This is a genomic window from Spirosoma montaniterrae (assembly GCF_001988955.1).
Taxonomy (GTDB): Bacteria; Bacteroidota; Bacteroidia; order Cytophagales; family Spirosomataceae; genus Spirosoma; species Spirosoma montaniterrae.
This window is the reverse complement of the sequence record NZ_CP014263.1, coordinates 32,130-51,933: the sequence shown is the minus strand read 5'-3', so window position 1 is coordinate 51,933 and position 19,804 is coordinate 32,130. Positions and strand designations below refer to the sequence as shown.

The 19,804-nt window shown below is 53.4% G+C and carries 11 protein-coding genes; 4 read left to right on the top strand and 7 right to left on the bottom strand.

The genetic code is table 11. The annotated features are described in order from the left end of the window. Positions 1-101: 101 nt before the first annotated feature. Entirely contained in the window at positions 102-2,267 is a 2,166-nt protein-coding gene (locus AWR27_RS00220; protein ID WP_077129339.1) for a M28 family peptidase, read from the top strand. A 121-nt stretch (positions 2,268-2,388) separates the two neighbouring features. Here the strand turns inward: AWR27_RS00220 and AWR27_RS00215 are convergent, their stop codons facing one another. From AWR27_RS00215 to AWR27_RS00205, 3 genes are all read right to left on the bottom strand, one after another. Further along, positions 2,389-3,276 (bottom strand): NAD(P)H-binding protein, encoded by an 888-nt coding sequence (locus tag AWR27_RS00215; RefSeq protein ID WP_077129338.1) that lies wholly within the window; start codon positions 3,274-3,276, stop codon positions 2,389-2,391. A gap of 23 nt (positions 3,277-3,299) precedes the next feature. Next, a complete protein-coding gene (locus AWR27_RS00210; protein WP_077129337.1) occupies positions 3,300-3,509 on the bottom strand; it encodes a hypothetical protein in 210 nt (69 codons plus the stop codon). Positions 3,510-3,579: 70 nt separating this feature from the next. Further along, a complete protein-coding gene (locus tag AWR27_RS00205; protein WP_083732703.1) occupies positions 3,580-4,044 on the bottom strand; it encodes a MarR family winged helix-turn-helix transcriptional regulator in 465 nt (154 codons plus the stop codon). Positions 4,045-4,133: 89 nt separating this feature from the next. Between AWR27_RS00205 and AWR27_RS00200 the strand changes: the two genes are divergently transcribed. After that, entirely contained in the window at positions 4,134-5,156 is a 1,023-nt protein-coding gene (locus tag AWR27_RS00200; RefSeq protein WP_077133705.1) for a Gfo/Idh/MocA family protein, read from the top strand. 11 nt (positions 5,157-5,167) lie between these two features. Here AWR27_RS00200 and AWR27_RS00195 read toward each other — a convergent pair whose 3' ends face one another. From AWR27_RS00195 to AWR27_RS00180, 4 genes are all read right to left on the bottom strand, one after another. Continuing rightward, complete coding sequence (locus AWR27_RS00195) at positions 5,168-5,491, bottom strand: nucleotidyltransferase domain-containing protein (RefSeq protein ID WP_077129336.1); 324 nt, start codon at positions 5,489-5,491, stop codon at positions 5,168-5,170. Continuing rightward, positions 5,488-5,928 carry a nucleotidyltransferase substrate binding protein gene (locus AWR27_RS00190; RefSeq protein ID WP_077129335.1) on the bottom strand — a complete coding sequence of 147 codons (441 nt, stop codon included), beginning with the start codon at positions 5,926-5,928 and terminating at the stop codon, positions 5,488-5,490. The genes AWR27_RS00195 and AWR27_RS00190 overlap by 4 nt, the downstream gene beginning before the upstream one ends. A gap of 136 nt (positions 5,929-6,064) precedes the next feature. Then, entirely contained in the window at positions 6,065-6,994 is a 930-nt protein-coding gene (ctlX, locus tag AWR27_RS00185) for a citrulline utilization hydrolase CtlX (protein ID WP_077129334.1), read from the bottom strand. A 61-nt stretch (positions 6,995-7,055) separates the two neighbouring features. Continuing rightward, positions 7,056-8,516: an arginine deiminase family protein gene (locus tag AWR27_RS00180; protein ID WP_077129333.1), complete on the bottom strand. Its 1,461-nt coding sequence runs from the start codon at positions 8,514-8,516 to the stop codon at positions 7,056-7,058. A 401-nt stretch (positions 8,517-8,917) separates the two neighbouring features. On the opposite strand from AWR27_RS00180, the gene AWR27_RS00175 reads away from it, so the two are divergent. Together AWR27_RS00175 and AWR27_RS00170 are read left to right on the top strand one after the other, a co-directional pair. Continuing rightward, positions 8,918-15,190, top strand: a complete 6,273-nt coding sequence (locus AWR27_RS00175; protein WP_232325931.1) for a beta strand repeat-containing protein — start codon at positions 8,918-8,920, stop codon at positions 15,188-15,190. A gap of 312 nt (positions 15,191-15,502) precedes the next feature. Further along, the gene (locus AWR27_RS00170) at positions 15,503-19,570 is read left to right on the top strand and encodes a putative Ig domain-containing protein (protein WP_077129331.1); all 4,068 of its coding nucleotides are present in this window, start codon (positions 15,503-15,505) and stop codon (positions 19,568-19,570) included. Positions 19,571-19,804: the final 234 nt, after the last annotated feature.

Genomic DNA, 19,804 nt, shown 5'->3' with positions numbered 1-19,804 from the left:
ATCTGTGTCAATCGGTAAAATCCGTATAATCCGTGTTCCCCTTTTTATCCGTGTTCCCCTTTTTATATCTTTGACATTCTTCCATCTCTCCCAAACTACCTGTGAAAAAACTACTACTGCTTTCTTTATCAGCATTGACATATGCGCAGGCGCAGAACCTGACGGGATTTGTTCCGGCGCGGCAGGATGCGCAGGTTAAGCTCGAAACCGAGTTTAAAAAACAACAGTCGTCGGCAGCGTTTAAGGCGCACCTTATCAAGTTGAGCAGTGTCCCCCACATCACCGGCTCGAAAGAGAATGAACAAGTGCGCGACTACATCGCCGAAACCATGCGCAAAGCCGGTTGGCAAGTCGATATTTACCCGCACGACGTGTTGTTGCCCAAAGGCCCCGGCGAAATAGCCGTTGAATTGGTCGAACCAGTTCGAATGCCCATCAACATAAAGGAATTTATCTTTAAAGACGACAAATATGCCAGCGACCCGCGCCTGACGCCGGGTTACAACGCCTGGTCGGGTTCGGGCGACGTAACGGCGGAGGTGGTGTATGCTAACTACGGGCGCAAGGAAGATTTCGAGCAGTTGAAAAATATGGGCGTGTCGGTGGCGGGTAAGATTGTGCTGGCGCGATACGGTGGCAATTTCCGGGGCTACAAAGCGCAGTTCGCACAGGCTGCCGGGGCAGTGGGCGTTATTATTTTCACCGACCCGCAGGATTCGGGCTATATGCGCGGGCTGACGTTTCCTGAAGGCCCGTTCTACTCCGAAAGCATTATCCAGCGCGGGTCGTTACTTACGGTTCCTTATACCGGCGACCCCCTGACGCCCGGTGAAGCGGCATTACCAATGGATGCCAAAAACACCCCCAAACGTCTGGCAGAGAAAGACGTAGCCTTGCACAAAATACCGGTAACACCCCTCCCCTACGGTTCGGCGGTCGAAATCCTGAAACGCATGAACGGCGCAAAATCTGTACCAACGGGCTGGCAGGGCGGATTGCCATTCACGTACCGGCTCGAAGGTAGCCCGTCTCTGCGCGTGCGGCTCATGGTGAAGCAGGAACGGGCCATTCAGCGAATTTATCAGGTAGTAGGTACACTAACGGGCAGCGAATTTCCCGACGAATGGATTATTGCCGGGTGTCATTACGACGCCTGGAGTTTCGGAGCCACCGACCCCAACTCAGGTACGGCTATGTTGCTAAGCCTGACCGAATCGCTCGGCAAATTGGCAAAAGCCGGTCAGCGGCCCCGACGCACGATTAAGGTTGCTCACTGGGACGCCGAAGAACCGGGCGTGATTGGCTCGGCGGAGTGGAGCGAACAGTTTCGCGACGAGCTGACGCAGAAGGCCGTGGCCTACATGAACTACGATGCGGCTGTGTCGGGCCGGACGTTTGGGGCGAGTGCATCACCAAGTATGAAAAGGCTGATTATTGAAGCCACGCAGGCCGTGCAGTACCCCGACTCGAACAAAACCGTGTATCAGCACTGGATGGCGCAGAAAGCGGCAGGCAATCCCACCCGCGTAACAGGATCGAGTGCGCCGGCAGTGCAATCGGGCGAACCAACCATTGGCAACCTCGGCGGGGGTTCTGACCACATCGGGCCGTATATGCACGTGGGTATTCCGGCTTTAAGCGCGGGTATGGAAGGCCCAACGCTCTACCATTCGCAGTACGACGACCTCTATTTTTACGATAAATTCGCCGACCCAACCTATAAAATGGGGCCGATGATGGAGCAGATTGTGGGTACGATGACACTCCGTCTCGCCAACGCCGACCTGGTGCCCTACGACCCAACGCGCTACCCCACCGACCTTGCCGTTCACCTGAAAGCGGCTGAAAAGAAGATTCAGGAATACGCGCCTTCGTACTCGATTCAACCCCTGCTCGACGCCGTAGCCGACTTGAAAAAGAACGCCGATGCCTGCGAAAACGCCCGGCAGAATTACCTGAAAAGTGGCCGCACCGACAGATTAGCCGAACTAAACCGCGAATTACGACTGCTTGAACGGGCTTTTATCGACCCCAAAGGCAACGCGTTCGGGTCGTGGTATCGGTCATTATATGCCTCGTCGGACCCCAACAGTGGTTATGCGTCGTGGATGTTGCCCGGCCTGTTGTACGAAGCCTCGCTGAAGTCGACCGCTAATCTTCCCGATCTGGAAGCGCGGTACAAAAAAGCCATTACTACCCTGAGCGAAAAATTAATGGCTCTATCACAGGGAATGGGAAGCCCCGCCAGTGTGGGAGGAGGCAAATAAAGTGGGGAGTGGTTGAGTGATTGAATGACGGAATGATTGAGTGGTTGAATGATGGAATGGAGCGATTACCTAAGTGTTCCATTCCATCATTCAATCACTCAATCATTCCGTCATTCAACGGTTACGCTCCAAAGGCGGGGGCAAATTCGTTTTTGGCGAAATCTTCCAGTTTGATTTTGCCGTAATGCGCTGGCTTATTGGCTAAGAAATCGGCCTGCATCTCACCCGTCCGCATGGCCTCGCCTAATTTGGTGTAATTATTGGCAATCTCTTCGTTTATACCAGCCTGCAACATGCCTTGTCGGCTTTGTTCGTCCTCAAACACAATCCAGGGCGTTTCGGGTTTGCCTACAGCTTCGCCCAGAACACGGGCAATTTCGGGTCCCGTGCGCTCGTCACTCGCAATATACTGAACCCGATTGCCGGTGAAGTCAAGGTTCAGCAGTGCCTGAAGAGCTACGTCGGCAATGTCATCGGTATGCGTTAATATAACGGTATCAGTACCAAAGTTGCTGCCCATAATACCCGCACCTTTTACCATGCCAATCATGCTGAGGAGGTTGTACATGAAGTAGGAAGGCCGCAGAAAGAGGTTGTTCAACCCGGCCACCTGCGACAGTTTCTGCTCGGCATCGTGCAGCCCGTCGACCGGACCGGCACCATTGCCCATGTGCGCCCCTACGCTGCTCAGCAGAACCGAAAAGCGAATGTCGTGGGCTTTGATAGCGGCAATGTAATTATCAGCGATTTCGTTCTGAAACCCGCGCCAGTTGGTAACGCCCCAATTGGAGGGGATGAGCAGATAGACGGCATCGGCACCAGCGAAAGCATCGCGCACAAAATCAGCATTGGTTACACTGCCAACGGCGGCTTTCGCGCCAAGTGCTTCAATAGCAGCCGTATTCTCGGCTTTGCTTGTTACAACCGTAACGGTATGGCCTGCGTTGATAAGACCTTCTGTAATGGGTTTACCCGTGTGGCCCAACGAGCCAGTGATGACGTAATGCATGGTAATAATGAAAAGTGAAAAGATTAAAAAAGCAACTTCCAGCCATTAAAAAACAGGTCCTTACCAGGCTGACCCGACCATTGACGGGGCGGTTCTACATCGGTTATCGCGCTCCCTTCCTTTTGGATTACAATGGCCGAAACGCCATTTTTCGCCAGCGAACGGCATATGTCTTTTGTGGTTTCGTTGCCGTTACCCAGCATCAGGCCAATGGGTTGTTCGTTCGTTTTCATGACTGTTTGTTGTTAATTTGCTTGCACATGCAATAATTCTATCTGTATATCAGGCGGTAAATCTTTACCGTTAGATAGCCTCCAGCGACTGCGCGGCTCTAAACACCTGTTGTGTAAATTGACAGACGTTCTCCTCACCAATAGCTTGTGAGTACCGTGCTCCTACCCGCTGCCAGGCTTCGGCTATGGCGGGGCGCAAAGCTTCACCGTCGAGCGTAGCGTAAATCAGCGTTTTCTTCCCCTCCGACTCGCGCCGGAGCAGGTGTTTCTGTTCCAGTTTTTCGACTAATCGTGTAATAGTCGAAGGAGTCAGATACAACGTTTCGCTCAATTCAGAGGGCGTTACGCCAGGCTGATCAACGACTTCGCAGAGCAGATACGCATGTGAATACGATAGGCCAAACCGACCAAACTCGTCGTCGCCAATGGCCGTGATGGCCCGCGCCAGCGCGTTAGCCGAAAACAGCAGACACGCACTGTATCGCGTCACGCTCTTGGTCTCTTCGGCTATGGTTGCTTCAACTTCGTTGTTCATGGCTTATTCCATATTGGTGCAACAAAGGTAAAAAGCATATTTGTATGTGCAAACAAAATCAAGAAAATATTTTTCAATTTATTTGCAGCATGTCAACACGTAGAGTCGCCATTCTTGGCGGGGGCAATATTGCCGACAAAAACCACATTCCAGCCCTTCGCCAATTGGCCGAGCGGGTTGAGGTGGTAGCCGTATGTAGTCGTGACCTTAGCAAAGCCCGCACGCTGGCCGATAAGCACGGTATCCCCCACGCTTTTGCCAACACCGCCGACCTCTACGCACAGGCCAGGCCCGACGTGGTAGTTATATGCACCCCCAATCTGCTACACTATTCGCAAACGATGGAAGCGTTGGCAAACAACTGCCACGTTTTCTGCGAGAAGCCACCCGCCATTACCGCTCAGCAAGCCCAGGAAATGGCCGATCTGGCCGAACGCAGCAACCTGATGCTGGGCTACAATTTTCAACTTCGGCAGTCGGCAGAGTTTGCGCTGCTGCGCCGATGTCAGGCCGATGGGCTACTGGGTGATATTTATCACATCAAAGCGCATTTTCTGCGTCGGCGGGGCATTCCGGGCTGGGGTTATTTCACAGATAAGGCAATGCAGGGCGGGGGCGCGTTAATCGACCTCGGCGTTCACGTACTCGATTTGGCTTTATGTGCGCTGGGTTATCCTTCCCCCAATCAGGTGGTGGGCAACACGTATGATTTTATCGGCAAAGCGGGTGGCAAAGGTTTGCTGGGACAATGGAATCCGCAAACATTTGAGGTCGATGACGCAGCAGTGGCTTACCTCAAGTTTCCCAACAAAGCATCGATAATGCTGTCGGCGTCGTTCGCGCTCAACATGGAAGCCGAAAAGGATCGCAATCTTGACTTTTTCGGCACAAAAGGTGGTGTACGACTATTTCCGTTTTCGCTACATACCGAACTGGCTGGCGAACTGGCCGACATTCGGTTTCCACACCTCGAAGAAATCGACATTCAGCTAAAAAATACGGCAGCTTTCTTAGACGCCTGCGACGGCCTGCCCTCCTCCGTCTGCACGGGCAGGCAAGGAGCCATTTTGCAGCGTATTATCGAGCGAATCTATCAGTCGGCGGAGGAATGATATAGTCTGTTCTATGCCTGATTCGCCCTTTCTGAGGCTGTGTAGATACAGATGCCTACCCGTTTTATGTGATCAATCAGATCGGCATTCGTGATTTTTTCAAGTTGCTGAACATCAAACGAATAGAGCAGGTCAAGGTCTTCCAGTTGGCTCATCAGACTCAACAGCTTACTAAATGTTAAGCCGGAGCCAGAAACTGCCAAATCAATATCGGAGCCAAGTCGGTGTGTACCCATCGCCCGCGACCCGTAGAGAATAGCCTGTTCTACTGCTTCATTGCGCTGGAAAACCGTGGTTATCTGTTCCAGGATCTCATTTGGTAATCCAGCATTCATAACGTAACAAGATTTGACTGACGCCCGTAACGTTCTTCCTCAAGCCGAATTTCCAGATTTTTCAATAGCTGATAATAGGAGTTGAACACAGATCCGGCAATTTCCTCTGCTGTTTCGCTATTGTACGTGTGCGACGTTAATTCCCGAGCTTTCTTCATTTGCCGCCAGCCTTCGGCATTGGTTATATAGCCATCCGCAAACGCCTGAGTCAATACTGGGTTTGGCCCGGCAATATCTATGTAGCCTTTGTTCCGCAATAAATCCTGAAGGGTTTTCCAAGCCAGTTCATAGGTATATTCAAAGCGTTGGATTAAGCCTTCCTGCTCCAGTTCCGATAATTCGTCCCGATTACTTTGCGTTACGGTTTCGGCAAGCTTGCTCAACGCTTTTTTATAATTGGCAAAACGCTGCTCCCAGCGTACATCCTTGCTTTCCATACCCACCAAGTAGCTGAAAAATCCCTTAATTCGTTTGTGCGTGTAGACGCAAAATCTTGTGACAAAACAATTTGAGTAAGAGACGCAAAATCTTGTGACAAAATCATCCGGGTAAGAGACGCAAGATTTTGCGTCTCTACTTGAGCGGCAGATGTACTTCGGCCATCATGCAGCGGGCCGAACCACCCCCGTTGCCTTCAATCATCGACAGGTCGAAATGCAGAAGCGTAGCGTAGTCGTCCATCAGGTCAATTTGCTTTGGCGTCAGCGATGCGTAGGCTCGGTCTGACATAATCAGTAGTTTCTGGCCCTTCTGAGTCATCACCATCAGCATGTTTCCGGCGAAACTTGCCATCTGCTCCAGCGAAATATCGATTACGCGCTTGTTAAGTTTTTCCAGTTCATGCCGTACCATAATCCGCTCGTCGGGATCGGTGATAGCCGACAGGCACACCACTGCGAAGGTATCGGCAATGCACATCAGCACATTAGTATGATAAATAGCCTTGCCGCTGGCATCGGCGGCCCGAAAGGCCACGGTCCGGTAGCCGGTTCGATGGCTGAATTCGGCCAGCACGTCGGGATGTGTGCGGGGCGACAGGCAGGCAAACGCCACGCGGTGCATCCGGTCGAGAACCATACTGCCCGTGCCTTCGAGAAACTTGCCTTCCTGCTCGAAGTGCGTCAGGTCAACAATGCGCGAGACGTGAAACCGCTGGGCAAGATCGTCGATAATATCCTGCCGACGTTCGAGCCGCCGGTTTTCGGCCTGCATCGGATATAGAACCACCGTACCGCTGGCATGAAACGAGACCCAGTTGTTGGGAAAAATAGAGTCGGGCGTATGTGGGTCAGCGGTATCGTCATAAACCATCACCTCAACGCCCGCAGCCTGCAATTGGCGGGTCATCTCATCAAACTCCCGCCGGGCATCTTCCTGGGCAACGTCTCTGGTTTGCGCGGCCATGTCGATGTCCTGAAACGCATTCGATTCTGCCGTTTCAGTATTGAAGCCAAACCGAACCGGGCGAATCATCAGAATGCGAGAGGTAGATTGAGACTGCATAGTATGTGGTCAGTGAGTTAATAATGGCCCGAAATTACGAAAAAAACGCGCTTGCCGCCAATTAAACTGCATCACGCAGGAGCGGCAAACTCATGCAATGCGACCCGCCCCGCGCCCGGCTCAATTCAGCCGATGGGAGCATAATAAACGTATTCTCAAGCGTTTGGGGTGAGGCTTCTCCATCCTCGAAGCGTTCGATGAGTTCTGCCGCGCCCACCACGTCGAAACCAGCCTGCCGAAACGCTTCGAGCGTGCGGTCGTTGCGGTCGTAGCCAACAACGACACCGTCTTTCAGGGCCAAAAGGTTGCAGGAGTCGGTCCATTGTTCGCGGGCACCAAACGGAAACTCATTGTTGCCGGAGTAAATAAATCGGACTGGCTCGGCAGCTCCCAGGTCGTTTTTGCTGATGTCGGTGAGCAAGTCTTCAAGGTTTTCGATTTCGATGGGCTTATGTTCTAATCCCTTGATAAACTGAAGAATACGCAATTCTTCCGACATATCTTTGGGGGCGAAGAAATGTAGTACGTCGCGTTTTTTGGCTTCGTCGCCAGTGCGGGCCAATGAGCCAAGCAACACCCACACATTACGTTTCACCTGCGTAAACACGGTGTCGATGTGCATGTAATCGCGCTTTTTCGGAATCTTGATGATGGTAACTTTATCGACCACGTTTTTCTCGAATACCAACCGCATTACCTGTTGGGCCGCGTAGAGCGTAGTGCGTTCCGAAACACCCACCAGCAAATGCCGGGGTGCAATCATCATCACGTCGCCCCCTTCGAGCGTCGAGCGGGTTACGTCGCGATTTACGTCGGTATCCGACAGCAGAAAAGCGTGTTCGTTGTCGGGAATCTCGATGATTTTGTCGCGGTAGCTGGCAAAAATCGGATGGTAATGAAAGAAATACTGCGCCAGCAAAGCTTCGCGGGTGCGGGCCAGTTTAGCAGGTTTGTTCAGTAGAATATGGTCGTTGATAACAATGCCAATGTCGCGGGTAAAAATAAAGTTTGGCAGGGGCGCAAAGAGCATCGTCTGATCGGGCAGCGAACCGGAGATCATAATTTTCGCCAGTTCGACGGGGTCGTATTCGTGCAACTGCTGCTGCGTTTGGAACGACGTGCGTTCAATGCCGCAGATTGATGCTATCAACTTTGTCCGAATCACCTCATTCTGCAAAATATCGGTCAATAACACCTGAATATCAATGACTTTATCGGATCGAAAATAGTCGTCGTGGTCGGGCTTGAAAAAATTACGATTGGGGGTGGTATCGGCTTTTCGGCCCTGGACTTTTTCGGGGTCGAGAAAATACAGCAGCAGTTTTACGTAATAATCATATTCATCCCGACGCATCATGTTCAGGTTTACGATGTCTTCAAAGAGCCAGTCCTGGGCTTTTGAGGGTACTACTTTTCCCAGCCCCCGGTCGGGGCTATGGATGAGCAGTCGGCGGAGTGTACCTATTTCAGAGGCAACCTGAATTTGAGCAGTCGTAATGGGAGAGAGTGTAGTCGAAGGCATACCTGTGATTTTGTTTGGCCGCAAGTTACGGCAAAAGCGACCGTGTTGATAGTCTCATCCAAACCGATTATTAGCAGTAGCCTATCGTTTTGTTATACCAAGTATATATACTTACCCACCAATGAATATATAGATAATTGGCATAAAATTTATCTACGCCATTGCAACAGAGTTCGTGGTGAATAAAGCTACTCAAAAATTTATTTCAGCACATTTTCGCAGAATTTCACCTATAAATTCAGAGTTTCTTAAGATCGGCAAACTTTTTGGTATGCGACTTTCGGCGACATTCTCTACACAATATAAACTGCCGGGTCATGAATTCATTCACTACATTTCTTAAATTATTTTTCACGTTTGCAGGACTAATATTATACGCTCTTGCGGGATATAGCCGAACCGTGACAGGCACTATCCTCCACGAATGCAATGTAAACAGGGCGTATGGAGCCATACTAACTCCCGGCACAGAAACTAACGCCGATACCATCGATACAGTCCCCAACAGGGCGGGTATAATTCTGCCTAACAGCGGCTATATTCTGACGGGAAACATCAACCTAACGACTACACAGGGCAGTTCCACGACCTTAACCGAAGGCACTCGCAGAGCGGCTGTAACCGTTCCGTCCGGAACCACTTCGTTTGCTCATTCATCGGCGCGTCTGGCATCAAAAACGAGTACATATGCTGCATTACCTGACATCAAATACGGCACCGTTGCTGTCAGTTGCGGTGCTGTCAATTCGGTGGCTGGCAATACTTCATCCATGACGAATTATGTATTGGGGTTAGTTGATTTGTCAGCCCCTGCTCCTTATACCTCACCGGGAACCGTCTGGGATGGGCCTCCGTCTTATCACCACCCCGACTGGACTATAGAAAAAGTTGGCAATGTATTCGGACTTACGTTCGATGTTTCAGGAAATCTGTACGCAACTGCCTCCTCCTCCTATCCGTGGAATTATGCATCCTGGTTATCCCCTTCGCAGTATGGCACAATTGGCGGATGGAATGGCAATGGCAGCTCAGCAGGTAGTGTGTCAGCAGCGGGTACAATCTATAAAATTGATAAAACAACCGGGACACCCACTGTCTTTGCTGTTCTGCCCCAAACAGCCGTGGAAATCCTTAGCTGGCTTTCTTCCGAGAAAAGACGCACGAAGGGACCTGGCATGGGCGACATTTGCTATGACCGTACTAATAACCAGTTTTTTGTCTCCAACTTCAGCGATGGAAAAATTTATCGCCTAAATGCTACAGGAGCCATCCTTGACTCCTATCAGGCACCAGGCACAAGTGCGTGGTTTGCGAATCCTGTTGACCCGGACGCGCCCCTAAGCACGAGTGCAAGCATCAGCACTAATCTGCCCTGGGCATTGGCGGTGAAGAATGGACGGCTGTATTACAGTACCTGGAAGGTAAATCGCAATAAACCTTACGGAAGCGATTACAGTAACACGAGCGATACCCGTATTCGGTCGGTGGCGCTGAATGCCAATGGCACTATTAACTCGGCAACGGATATTGAAGAGTTTGATGTGCCTGCCCGTCAGAAAGAATTTATCACTGACATTGCTTTTACGCAAGATGGGACGAAGATGCTCTTGGCAGGCCGAACCATGATATCAGATGCGGGCACATACGTACACGATGCCCACGTCTATGTTTATCAGGGTAGTACAACGAATTTTACGTTGGCGAACAGAATTAATCCTGGCACCTCCAGCACGCCTAATACATACGACGCCTATGGGGGTATTGATGTTGCCCCATTAAATGGTCAGTCGGATATTACGTTAGTGTTCAGCGCGGGTGATATGATCACATCCGATGGCCCACATGGCCTGCAGGTAACAAACTTAACGACAGTCGGGAGCATCACGAATGGCAACCTGGGAGGTAAGGTTAGTAGTTTCCGAGCCGTTCCGTATGTGCCTGGTTATGACGGCACTGGCGACGACATAAAGGGTGCCGGTGGCGACGTTGAAGTATATAACTATATTCCCTTATCCTGTAGCCTGACGCTGACAGTCACGCCCGGCACCTGCAATTCAGCCACTAATCAATATACTCTTTCGGGCAATGTTAACCTGACAGCCACAGCGGGCGGCACAGCGACGATCACAGATGGTCTCTACAGCACCACTGTCACTGTTCCATCAGGTGCTACGTCGGTAGCTTACTCACTGACGGGCTTAGCGTCAGGAGCAACGACACACACCATAACGGCAGCATTGACTGACTGCGGCAGCGCGAGTGCTACCTATATAGCACCAGCCTCGTGTACGGTCTGTTCCCTTTCGATTAACACTACAGTCGTAGCCTCCGGCGCAGTAAATCAGCCTTACAGCCAGAATATTGCCATCAGTGGAGCCGCCCCCGGTTCGCTCACCTTCGCGGCCATCGGCTCATTGCCCAGCGGGCTGTCGCTTAACGCCAGTACAGGCGTCATTTCAGGCACACCTACTTCAGCGGGCAACTCCAGCTTCACCCTAACGGTGACCGACAGTAAGAGTTGTACGGCCATCCTGCCATTGAGTATTACAGTCGTTTGTCCTGCTCCTACCCTGACAACTACCTCCGCTACGGTTTGTAGCGGACAGACCGGCACACTCACGGTAACAGGAGCGGAAGCCTACCTCTGGAACACAGGCGCAACCACGGCCAGCATTGAGGTGATGAGTGCGGGTACTTACTCAGTGACAGCTACCAGTGCAGCAGGCTGCTCGGCAACGGCAACGGCCCTGCTGACGGTCAACCCCCAGCCCCAGATCATCGCCCTGACCCAGGGTACAGCATGTATGGGCAACGTGGCCAGCCTAACGGTGGAAACAACCAACATAGGGGCAGGTGTGCTTGAGTATAGTCTCAACGGAGGAGACTTCACCACTGCTAATAGCTTTACCCTCAGTGCAACCACCAGCACCACTGCTACCGTAGTTGTTCGCGCCATCGGCAGCTCTTGTACAGACACCAAGTCGGTCGTGGTCAACTGCGCCTGCCAGACGCCGGTTAGCCTGACGTTACTGCCCACCACCATGCAGACCTGCGGGCAAGCACTAGTCAGTTTTACAGCGGGTGTCAGCGGAGCAACGTCAGCTACACTCACCAGCAATGGAACGGGCATTCTTTCATTGAACACAATTGGGTCTGTCACGGCTGTAACCTACCAGCCTTCACTGGCCGACGTCACTGCTGGCAGTATAACGCTGACGCTGACGAGTGCTGACCCTGACGGCAGTGGTAGCTGCGAACCTGCCCAACTCAGCCGGGTGCTCACCATTGACCCACTACCACTCGTAACAGCCACTTCAGCCACTGTTTGCGCCGAAGAGACAGGAGTACTCAGCGCGTCGGGTGCCAGCACCTATCTTTGGAGCACAGGTGCCACAACGATGTCGATCTCAGTCAGCGTAGCTGGCACATACTCGGTCACGGGCACAACGGCCCAAGGTTGCTCAGCCACGGCCAATGGTATTTTAACGGTAAGCCCCGCCCTGACGGTCACTCCAGCCAATTTGCCCAACGGCCAGATCGGCACAGCTTACAGCCAGACTATCGTAGTTAGTGGTGGCACGCCCGCTTACACCTTCAGTTCGACAGGAGCTCTACCAGCCGGGCTGATTGTCAACACCAGCACGGGTGTCATCTCGGGTACACCTACCGCAGCCGGTACAACCAGTTTCAGTCTAACCGTAACAGACAGCAAGGCCTGCTCGGCTACCGTGCCGCTGAGCATCAGCGTTTCAGCGGCTCCCATCTGCTCACTCGGAGCGACAGCCACTGCCGGCCCTTGCGACCCCCTTACCAACACCTACTCGGCAACCGTGGTAGTCACGGTCGCTAACCCTGTCGAGGGCAGCATCACTATCAGCACTGGTACGCTAACCCAGACCCTGTCTACCTCGGGCGGTTTGGGCACCAACACGCTAACCGCCATCTTCAACGGCTTGCCTTCCAACGGCCTGACCCAGACCGTCAGCATCGCCAGCAGCGTGTTGGCCTGCGGCACTACCAGCACCACCTATACCGCACCAGTTTCCTGCTCGGTCTGCTCACTGTCGATCACCACTACCTCACTAACAAGCGGCACCCTGGGCCAGCCCTACAGCCAGAGCCTGGCCAGCACGGGCGGGGTAGGTTCGCTGACCTACGCGGTCGCCAGCGGGACGCTCCCGACAGGCTTGAGCCTCGATGCCAGCACAGGCATCCTTTCCGGAACACCCACCGCAGCAGCCATCACCAACTTCACCCTTAGCGTGACGGATGCCAACGGCTGTGCCGACGAGCAGCCTCTGAGCATCACCGCAACATGTCCGCTGCTTTCGCTGCTTCCTACCAGCCTGCCCACTGCCCAGGAAGGCACCCTCTACAGCCAGCCGCTGACCGCATCGGGCGGTACGGCTCCCTACGCCTACTCGGTGACGGCGGGTACTCCACCCCCAGGACTTGGGTTGGTCGGCAATGTGATAAGTGGTACGCCGACGGCTTCGGGCCTGAGCAGCTTTACCCTCACGGCTACCGATGCCAACGGGTGTTCGGTGCCGCTTCCGCTGAGCATCAGCGTTTCAGCGGCCCCAGTCTGTTCGCTGACCCTAACCGCAACGGCTGGCCCCTGCGACCCGACTACCAACCGCTACACAGCCACCTTGAGCGTAACGCTGACCAACCCGCCCGCCAGCAGCGGCATCCTTACCCTTATCGACGGCGTGGAGAGTCGAACGCTTACTGTTCCGGCCAACGCCACGCTGATTACTGAGCAAATGGCCGGGTTAGTATCCGATGGCAGCCCCCGAAGCGTGTCGGCCAGTTTAGCCGGATGCGGCACCAGCAGCACCACCTACACCGCACCCGTTTCCTGTACTACCGCTCCAGCGACGGTTGTGGTGGTGGTTGGGACACCCGTCTGCAACACGGCAACCAACACCTACATCGCCAGCGGCACAGCCACCATCGCCAACGCTACGCCAGGCTCCAGCCTGAGCCTCACCGACAACGGCAACTCCGTGCTGAGCCAACCCGTAGCCGCCGGTTCTTCCAGCGTGATCTTTTCAGTGACCGGGGTCAGCAACGGACCAGCCAGCCGCACCGTTGTGGCAAGGCTGACCGATGGCACCCCGGCCAGCACCACCTACAGCGTACCGCTGGCCTGCACCCTTTGCTCGGTGAGCGTTACCACCAGCAGCCTGCCCAACGGCCAGGTTGGCACGGCTTATAGCCAGAGCATTGCCACCAGTGGTGGTATCGTCCCAATGACCTTCAACGCTATTGGTACGTTGCCCAGCGGGCTGTCGCTCAATGCCAGTACAGGCGTCATTTCAGGCACACCTACTTCAGCGGGCAACTCCAGCTTCACCCTAACGGTGACCGACAGTAAGAGTTGTACGGCCATCCTGCCCCTGACGATCAGAGTCGACCCAACTCCACCGACGGTACGGGTAAACGTTGGCCTGCCTGCTTGTAATACAGCGACCAACACCTACACCGCCAGTGGTATAGTAACGCTCACCGATGCCCCAGCGGGGTCTACTCTTACTGTAAGCGACAACGGAAGCGTTGTGTTGAGCCAGACGGTCACGGCAGGCCAGCCTACGGCTATCTTCTCAGTATCGGGCGTGAGTGACGGACCAGTCAGCCGCACGGTAGTTGCTGTGCTCACCAACGGCTCCAGCACCAGCAGTAGCATAATTTATACTGTGCCGATGAGTTGCACAACCGCTCCTAACCCCTCACTCAATCTGGCGAAAGCTGTTGACAAGAGTAGGGCGAAAGTGGGCGACGTACTGACCTACACAGTGGTGCTGACCAATACCGGCTCAGTAGCGACCACAGCCGTCGTAAGGGATCTGCTCTCCGAAGGAGCCACCTATCTGTTGGGTTCGGCTGTCGCTCCAACCGGTACTACGTTCACCCCAGCCATGTCAGCTTCGGTAGCCAGTACGTGGACAGTCTCCAGCATCGGAGCCGGACAAAGTCTTAGCTTAACGTTCCAGGTGACAGCAACAACCGAAGGAATCGTGTATAACAAAGCCGCTATTCCTGGTAAGGAAGTCGACGTTTGTACCAGTATTCCGATTCTTGTCTGCCCCGGCAGCGAATATGTCTTTCAACTGACGGCCCCCACCGAGCGCACCAAATATCATTGGTTCCGCACCTTCGAGGGCGTGACTACCGAACTCACCAGCTTCACCACTAATATACTGGAAGTGCGCCAGCCCGGCGAGTACAAGCTTTCGGCGAACAATGCTAATGAGCTGTGTCCGGATTATAGCTGCTGTCCCTTCATTGTGGAAGAGATACCGGGTGTAGCGTCTTACTCGCTGACAGCCAGTACTCCTACCTGCTCGGGGTCTACAGTGCAAGCCAATGGGCGTATTATACTTACAGGGCTAAGTAGCGTGACGAATCTGACATATCAAATCAGCCGGGGCGGTATTGATTTTGAGAGTGGTACATTGATAACATCAAATCCGATGGCTTTACCAATTAATAGCGTGTTGGCCAGTACGCTGCCCGCAGGCACGTATTGGGTCCGGGTTTATAACGCGCTAAACTGCCACCGTGATGAGCAGGTAGTTATTTTGCCCGCCAACTGCAACTGCCCGCCATCTGTGTGTGTGCCGTTTGTGTTAAAGCAAACCAGAAAAGGAACCCGTATTGGTGGTCAGTAATAGGTGAGCTGATTTGTACGAGTAAACGGGTAGTTGAAGCATTCTTCAGCTACCCGTTTACTTTTTCTTTATGAAACGAGTTAATATATAGGTTATATAAGGCCAATTCTAAGTTGGATGGCTGGCATATTTTTTGTAAAACTCAGTTACTCATTATACTAACTTATAAATAAGTAATAGTCTAATCAAAATAAGAAATAAACCAGTTAAAATAACACATAAAAACTCACTTTCTCTAATGAAATGCTCTCATGGCACACATATTGCCAATTTATCGAATGAACCATTCGATCAACACAAAATATTTATTCGATGCCTACCTCTACACGCTTATTACTTGTTACTGGTCTGCTGGCACTTTTGTGCCTGCTGACCAACTCGCCCAATAGTTACGCCCAAACTATTACAGGTACAGTATACCGTGACTTTAACAGCAACGGCCTCGTTGATAACCCCACGTCGGGCACGGGTATTTCAGCGGGCGAAATAGGTGTTCCGGGCGTTCGTGTCACGGCTATTAATAGTTTGGGCACGTCTCTATCTGCCCTTACAGACGCATCAGGGCTTTATACGCTGAACGTGGGGGCCAATGGCGTTTATCGATTAGAATTCTCTAATCCTGTCGCTACTGATTACGATGGGTTTGTGAGTGCGCCAACAAACAGCAGTGCAAGCGGTTCGAGTGTTCGGTTCGTAAACCTGTCGGGATCAGCAGTGGTCAACTATGGCCTGAACTATCCCGCTCATTTCTGCGGGCCACTTAACACCAACGTTGTCACAACGTGCTTCGTCAATGGCAATCAAACGGCCATCGAACCAACCATCGTTACCTTTCCTTACAACGCCACGGCCACGTCGACCACGGGCAAAAACGTTGATGCCAACAGCCCCGCCACCGGCTCAGTCTGGGGTTTGGCGTATCAGCGATCCAGCAAACAGATGTTTGCCGGTGCCTTTGTGCGTCGTCATGCAGGCGTTCTCAACGGGAGGTTAGGTGCCATTTACAAACTCGATTACACGGGTCCGGCCAGCACAACCGTATCGGCCCCCTTGTTTTTGACGCTCAACGCTGGCACCGAAGGCGCACGCAGCCTGCCAGCCAATATTAACTCACCCAGCAACGACAACTGGGGCTTTGGCAATGTAGGTCGTGCTGGCTTAGGCGACCTTGATCTGTCGGATGATGAACAGACGCTGTTTGTTACCAACCTGTTCGACAAAAAACTGTACGTAATTCCGGTTGGCAATCCGCCCTCGGCTCCGGCTTCCGGTCAAATTCAGTCCTACACTATTGTACCCTCCGGTACATGCTCCAACGACGATTACCAGATTTTCGCTACCAAGTTTTACCGGGGCAATGTGTACGTTGGTGCCGTTTGTACGGCTGAAGTGTCTCAATCGCGTAATGACCTGAAAGCATTGGTTTATCAGGTGAATCCGCAAAACGGAGTTGCTACGCAGGTATTTTCCACCACTTTGGGCTTTCAGCGCGGATTTGCCAGTAATGAGTACACGTCTACAAACCCAGCCTCGGCCAGCAGCCGCTTCTGGAGGCCCTGGACCAATAATTTCAATCTCTTTTTTCAGTCGTCAACTTTTAACAACTCTCGTATTGCGAGTTATCCACAGCCTATGTTAACCGACATTGAGTTCGATGTAGACGGCTCGATGATACTGGCTTTTGGCGACCGTACTGCTTATCAATTGGGCACCTACAATAACGGTCCTACGTCGTTTACCTACGTCACAGGCCCCGGCACAACCACAACAGCCTCGCCTACGTCTGCTTCTGGCAGCAATGGCTGGACGGGCATTAGCGGGGGCGATTTGATGCGCGTACACAACAACAGCGGTACGTTTGTTGTGGAGAGCAACGCATCGGCAGGTGGCATAGCAACACTCGGTGCGGGTCGTAACGAAGGCAACGGCGGGGGCGAATACTACTGGGACGACCGCTACGAAGCCGGTTTTGTTCCGCACGAAGAAACCGCTATCGGCGGGCTAACGTTCTTCCCCGGCAGCGGGCAGGTAATGGCTACCGTAATTGACCCCGTCGATTTATGGTCGGGGGGCGTATCTCGCTTCAACAACCGCACGGGTTCGGCGGGAGGCACGGCGTTTGGCTCTAATCAGGACGCCAACTACAATGCCAGCCGTTTTCAGGTGTATGGTGATGGAACGCCTAACGTCAATGCAACGGGTAAGTCGGCGGGTTTGGGTGATCTGGAACTGCGGTGCGGAGTGGCCCCTGTCCAGATTGGCAACCGCGTTTGGCGCGACGATAACGACAACGGCATTCAGGACGCCGGAGAGCTTGCTCTGGCGGGCATTACGGTGCAGCTAAAAGGTTCGGGCGTACCGGCCAATACAACCGTAGTAACCGGCAGCAATGGCGAATACTACTTCTCGAACGCCAGCGGCACCAACGCTACCGGTTTCGTCTACAGCCTGACAGGGTTAAGTGCCGGAAACAGTTACTCAATCTGTTTCCCAACCAGTGCTTCGGCAGGGGCACTCAGCCTGAGCACCAAACCCAATCAGGACCCCAACGGGCGCGTCGACTCCAAGCCCAATCCGGCAGGCATTGTTTCGTTTACGCTGGGCGGTGCCGGGCAAAACACCTTTGTCTACGATGCCGCTTTCGTTCCCTGCGTAACGCCTACCAGCGTGGTAGCTACTGCCACACCCAACAGCGTAGCTCCCGGTGCCGTTGTTACGCTCAACGCATCGGCCTCGGGCGTGACGGCAGGCACTACCAACTACACTTGGAGCGGACCGGGCATCAGCTCGCCGACTGCAACAACGGTTGCCAGCCGCACCATAACGGCTCCCACTACTGAAGGCGTTTATGCCTACACGGTGCTGGTTAGCAATGGTGTTGGCTGCACCGCCACCGCAACAACCAGCCTTTCGGTAATCTGCTCCCTGTCAATCACCACTACCTCACTAACAAGCGGCACCCTGGGCCAGCCCTACAGCCAGAGCCTGGCCAGCACGGGCGGGGTAGGTTCGCTGACCTACGTGGTTGCCAGCGGCACACTCCCGACAGGCTTGACCCTCGATGCCAGCACGGGAATTCTTTCGGGAACACCCACCGCAGCAGCTACCACCAACTTCACCCTTAGCGTGACGGATGCCAACGGCTGTTTCGACGAGCAGCCCCTGAGCATCACGGCAACATGTCCGCTGCTTTCGCTACTTCCTACCAGCCTGCCCACTGCCCAGGAAGGTACCCTCTACAGCCAGACGCTGACTGCATCGGGCGGTACGGCTCCTTACGCCTACTCAGTCACGGCGGGTACTCCACCCCCAGGACTTGGGTTGGTCGGCGATGTGATAAGCGGTACGCCGACGGGTTCAGGTCTGAGCAGCTTTACCGTCACGGCTACCGATGCCAACGGTTGTTCGGTGGAGCTTCCGCTGAGCATCAGCGTTTCAGCAGCTCCGGTCTGTGACCTCTCGGTAACAGCCAGTGCCAGCAGCGGCACAGTAGCGATTGGTAATTCGGCTACGCTTACTGCGAGCGTGTCGCCCACTGGTTCATACACGTATGTCTGGAGCGCGCCTGATGGTGTTACCCTTGAAACGCCCAATGCTGAAATTACGGATACGTCGGCCCTACCCTCAGGCGTACACACCTTTACAGTAAGCGTAACCAGTGGTCCCGACTGCTCGTCTACGGCTACGGTCTGCGTATCTGTACCGTTTACGGCCTGTCAGGGCAGCGATTATGCGTTTAGCCTGAGTACAGTGGCTGGTTATGACAGCTACGACTGGATTTACACCGCCCCCGGCTCAGCAACCAGCACCACCGTGCAGAGTGGTTCGGCCAATACCTTCGTAGCTACATTGCCCGGCGAATATCAGGTACAGGCATTCCGGGACGACGTTTCGAGTTGTCCCGATGGCTCCTGCTGCCCCGTCATTATCAATGAGATTCCCGCGCCTGTAGCTCCTTCGCTGACAGCAGTAGCCGCTACCTGCAATAGCCAGACGGCCACTGTAGCCAATGCCGATGCCCAGCTTATTCTGAGCGGTACGGCCCTGAGCGGGCTGACCTATAACGTGGCGAAAGGGGATTCGTATACGGCCTCGGCACCGTTGTTTGACACCAATCAGAACCTGCCTGCTACGACGGGTAGCGTGCTGGCAACAGGGTTGACAAACCCGACCAGTTCGGCAGGAGACGTGTACACAGTACGGATTTTCTCGGGCGACTGCTTTATAGACGTAGCCGTAACGGTGCCGCAGAATGTCTGTGGTTGCCCACCGGCCAAGTGTGTGCCGTTCGTAATCGAGCAGGTACGACGCAGTCAGCCGGGAGGTGGCGGAGGGAGCGCACCGTTACAACTTCCCTCAGAACCGTCGGGAGGACAGTAAAATTAGTACGTCATTGAACGGGGCTGAAAGTCTGCTACACATTGCCAGACTTTCAGCCCCGTTTTGATTTACCAACCCCATGTTAAGCAGGTTTTTTATGACCGATTCTGCCTCTACAAAAAGCCCCTTCTCGAATAAGCAATGTGATGCTCAACTTTTAATCGCCTGATTTTGTTACAGTACCGAATACGTACCGACGAATCGGTTAACTTTGCGGCTTGATTTTCGAGTCGA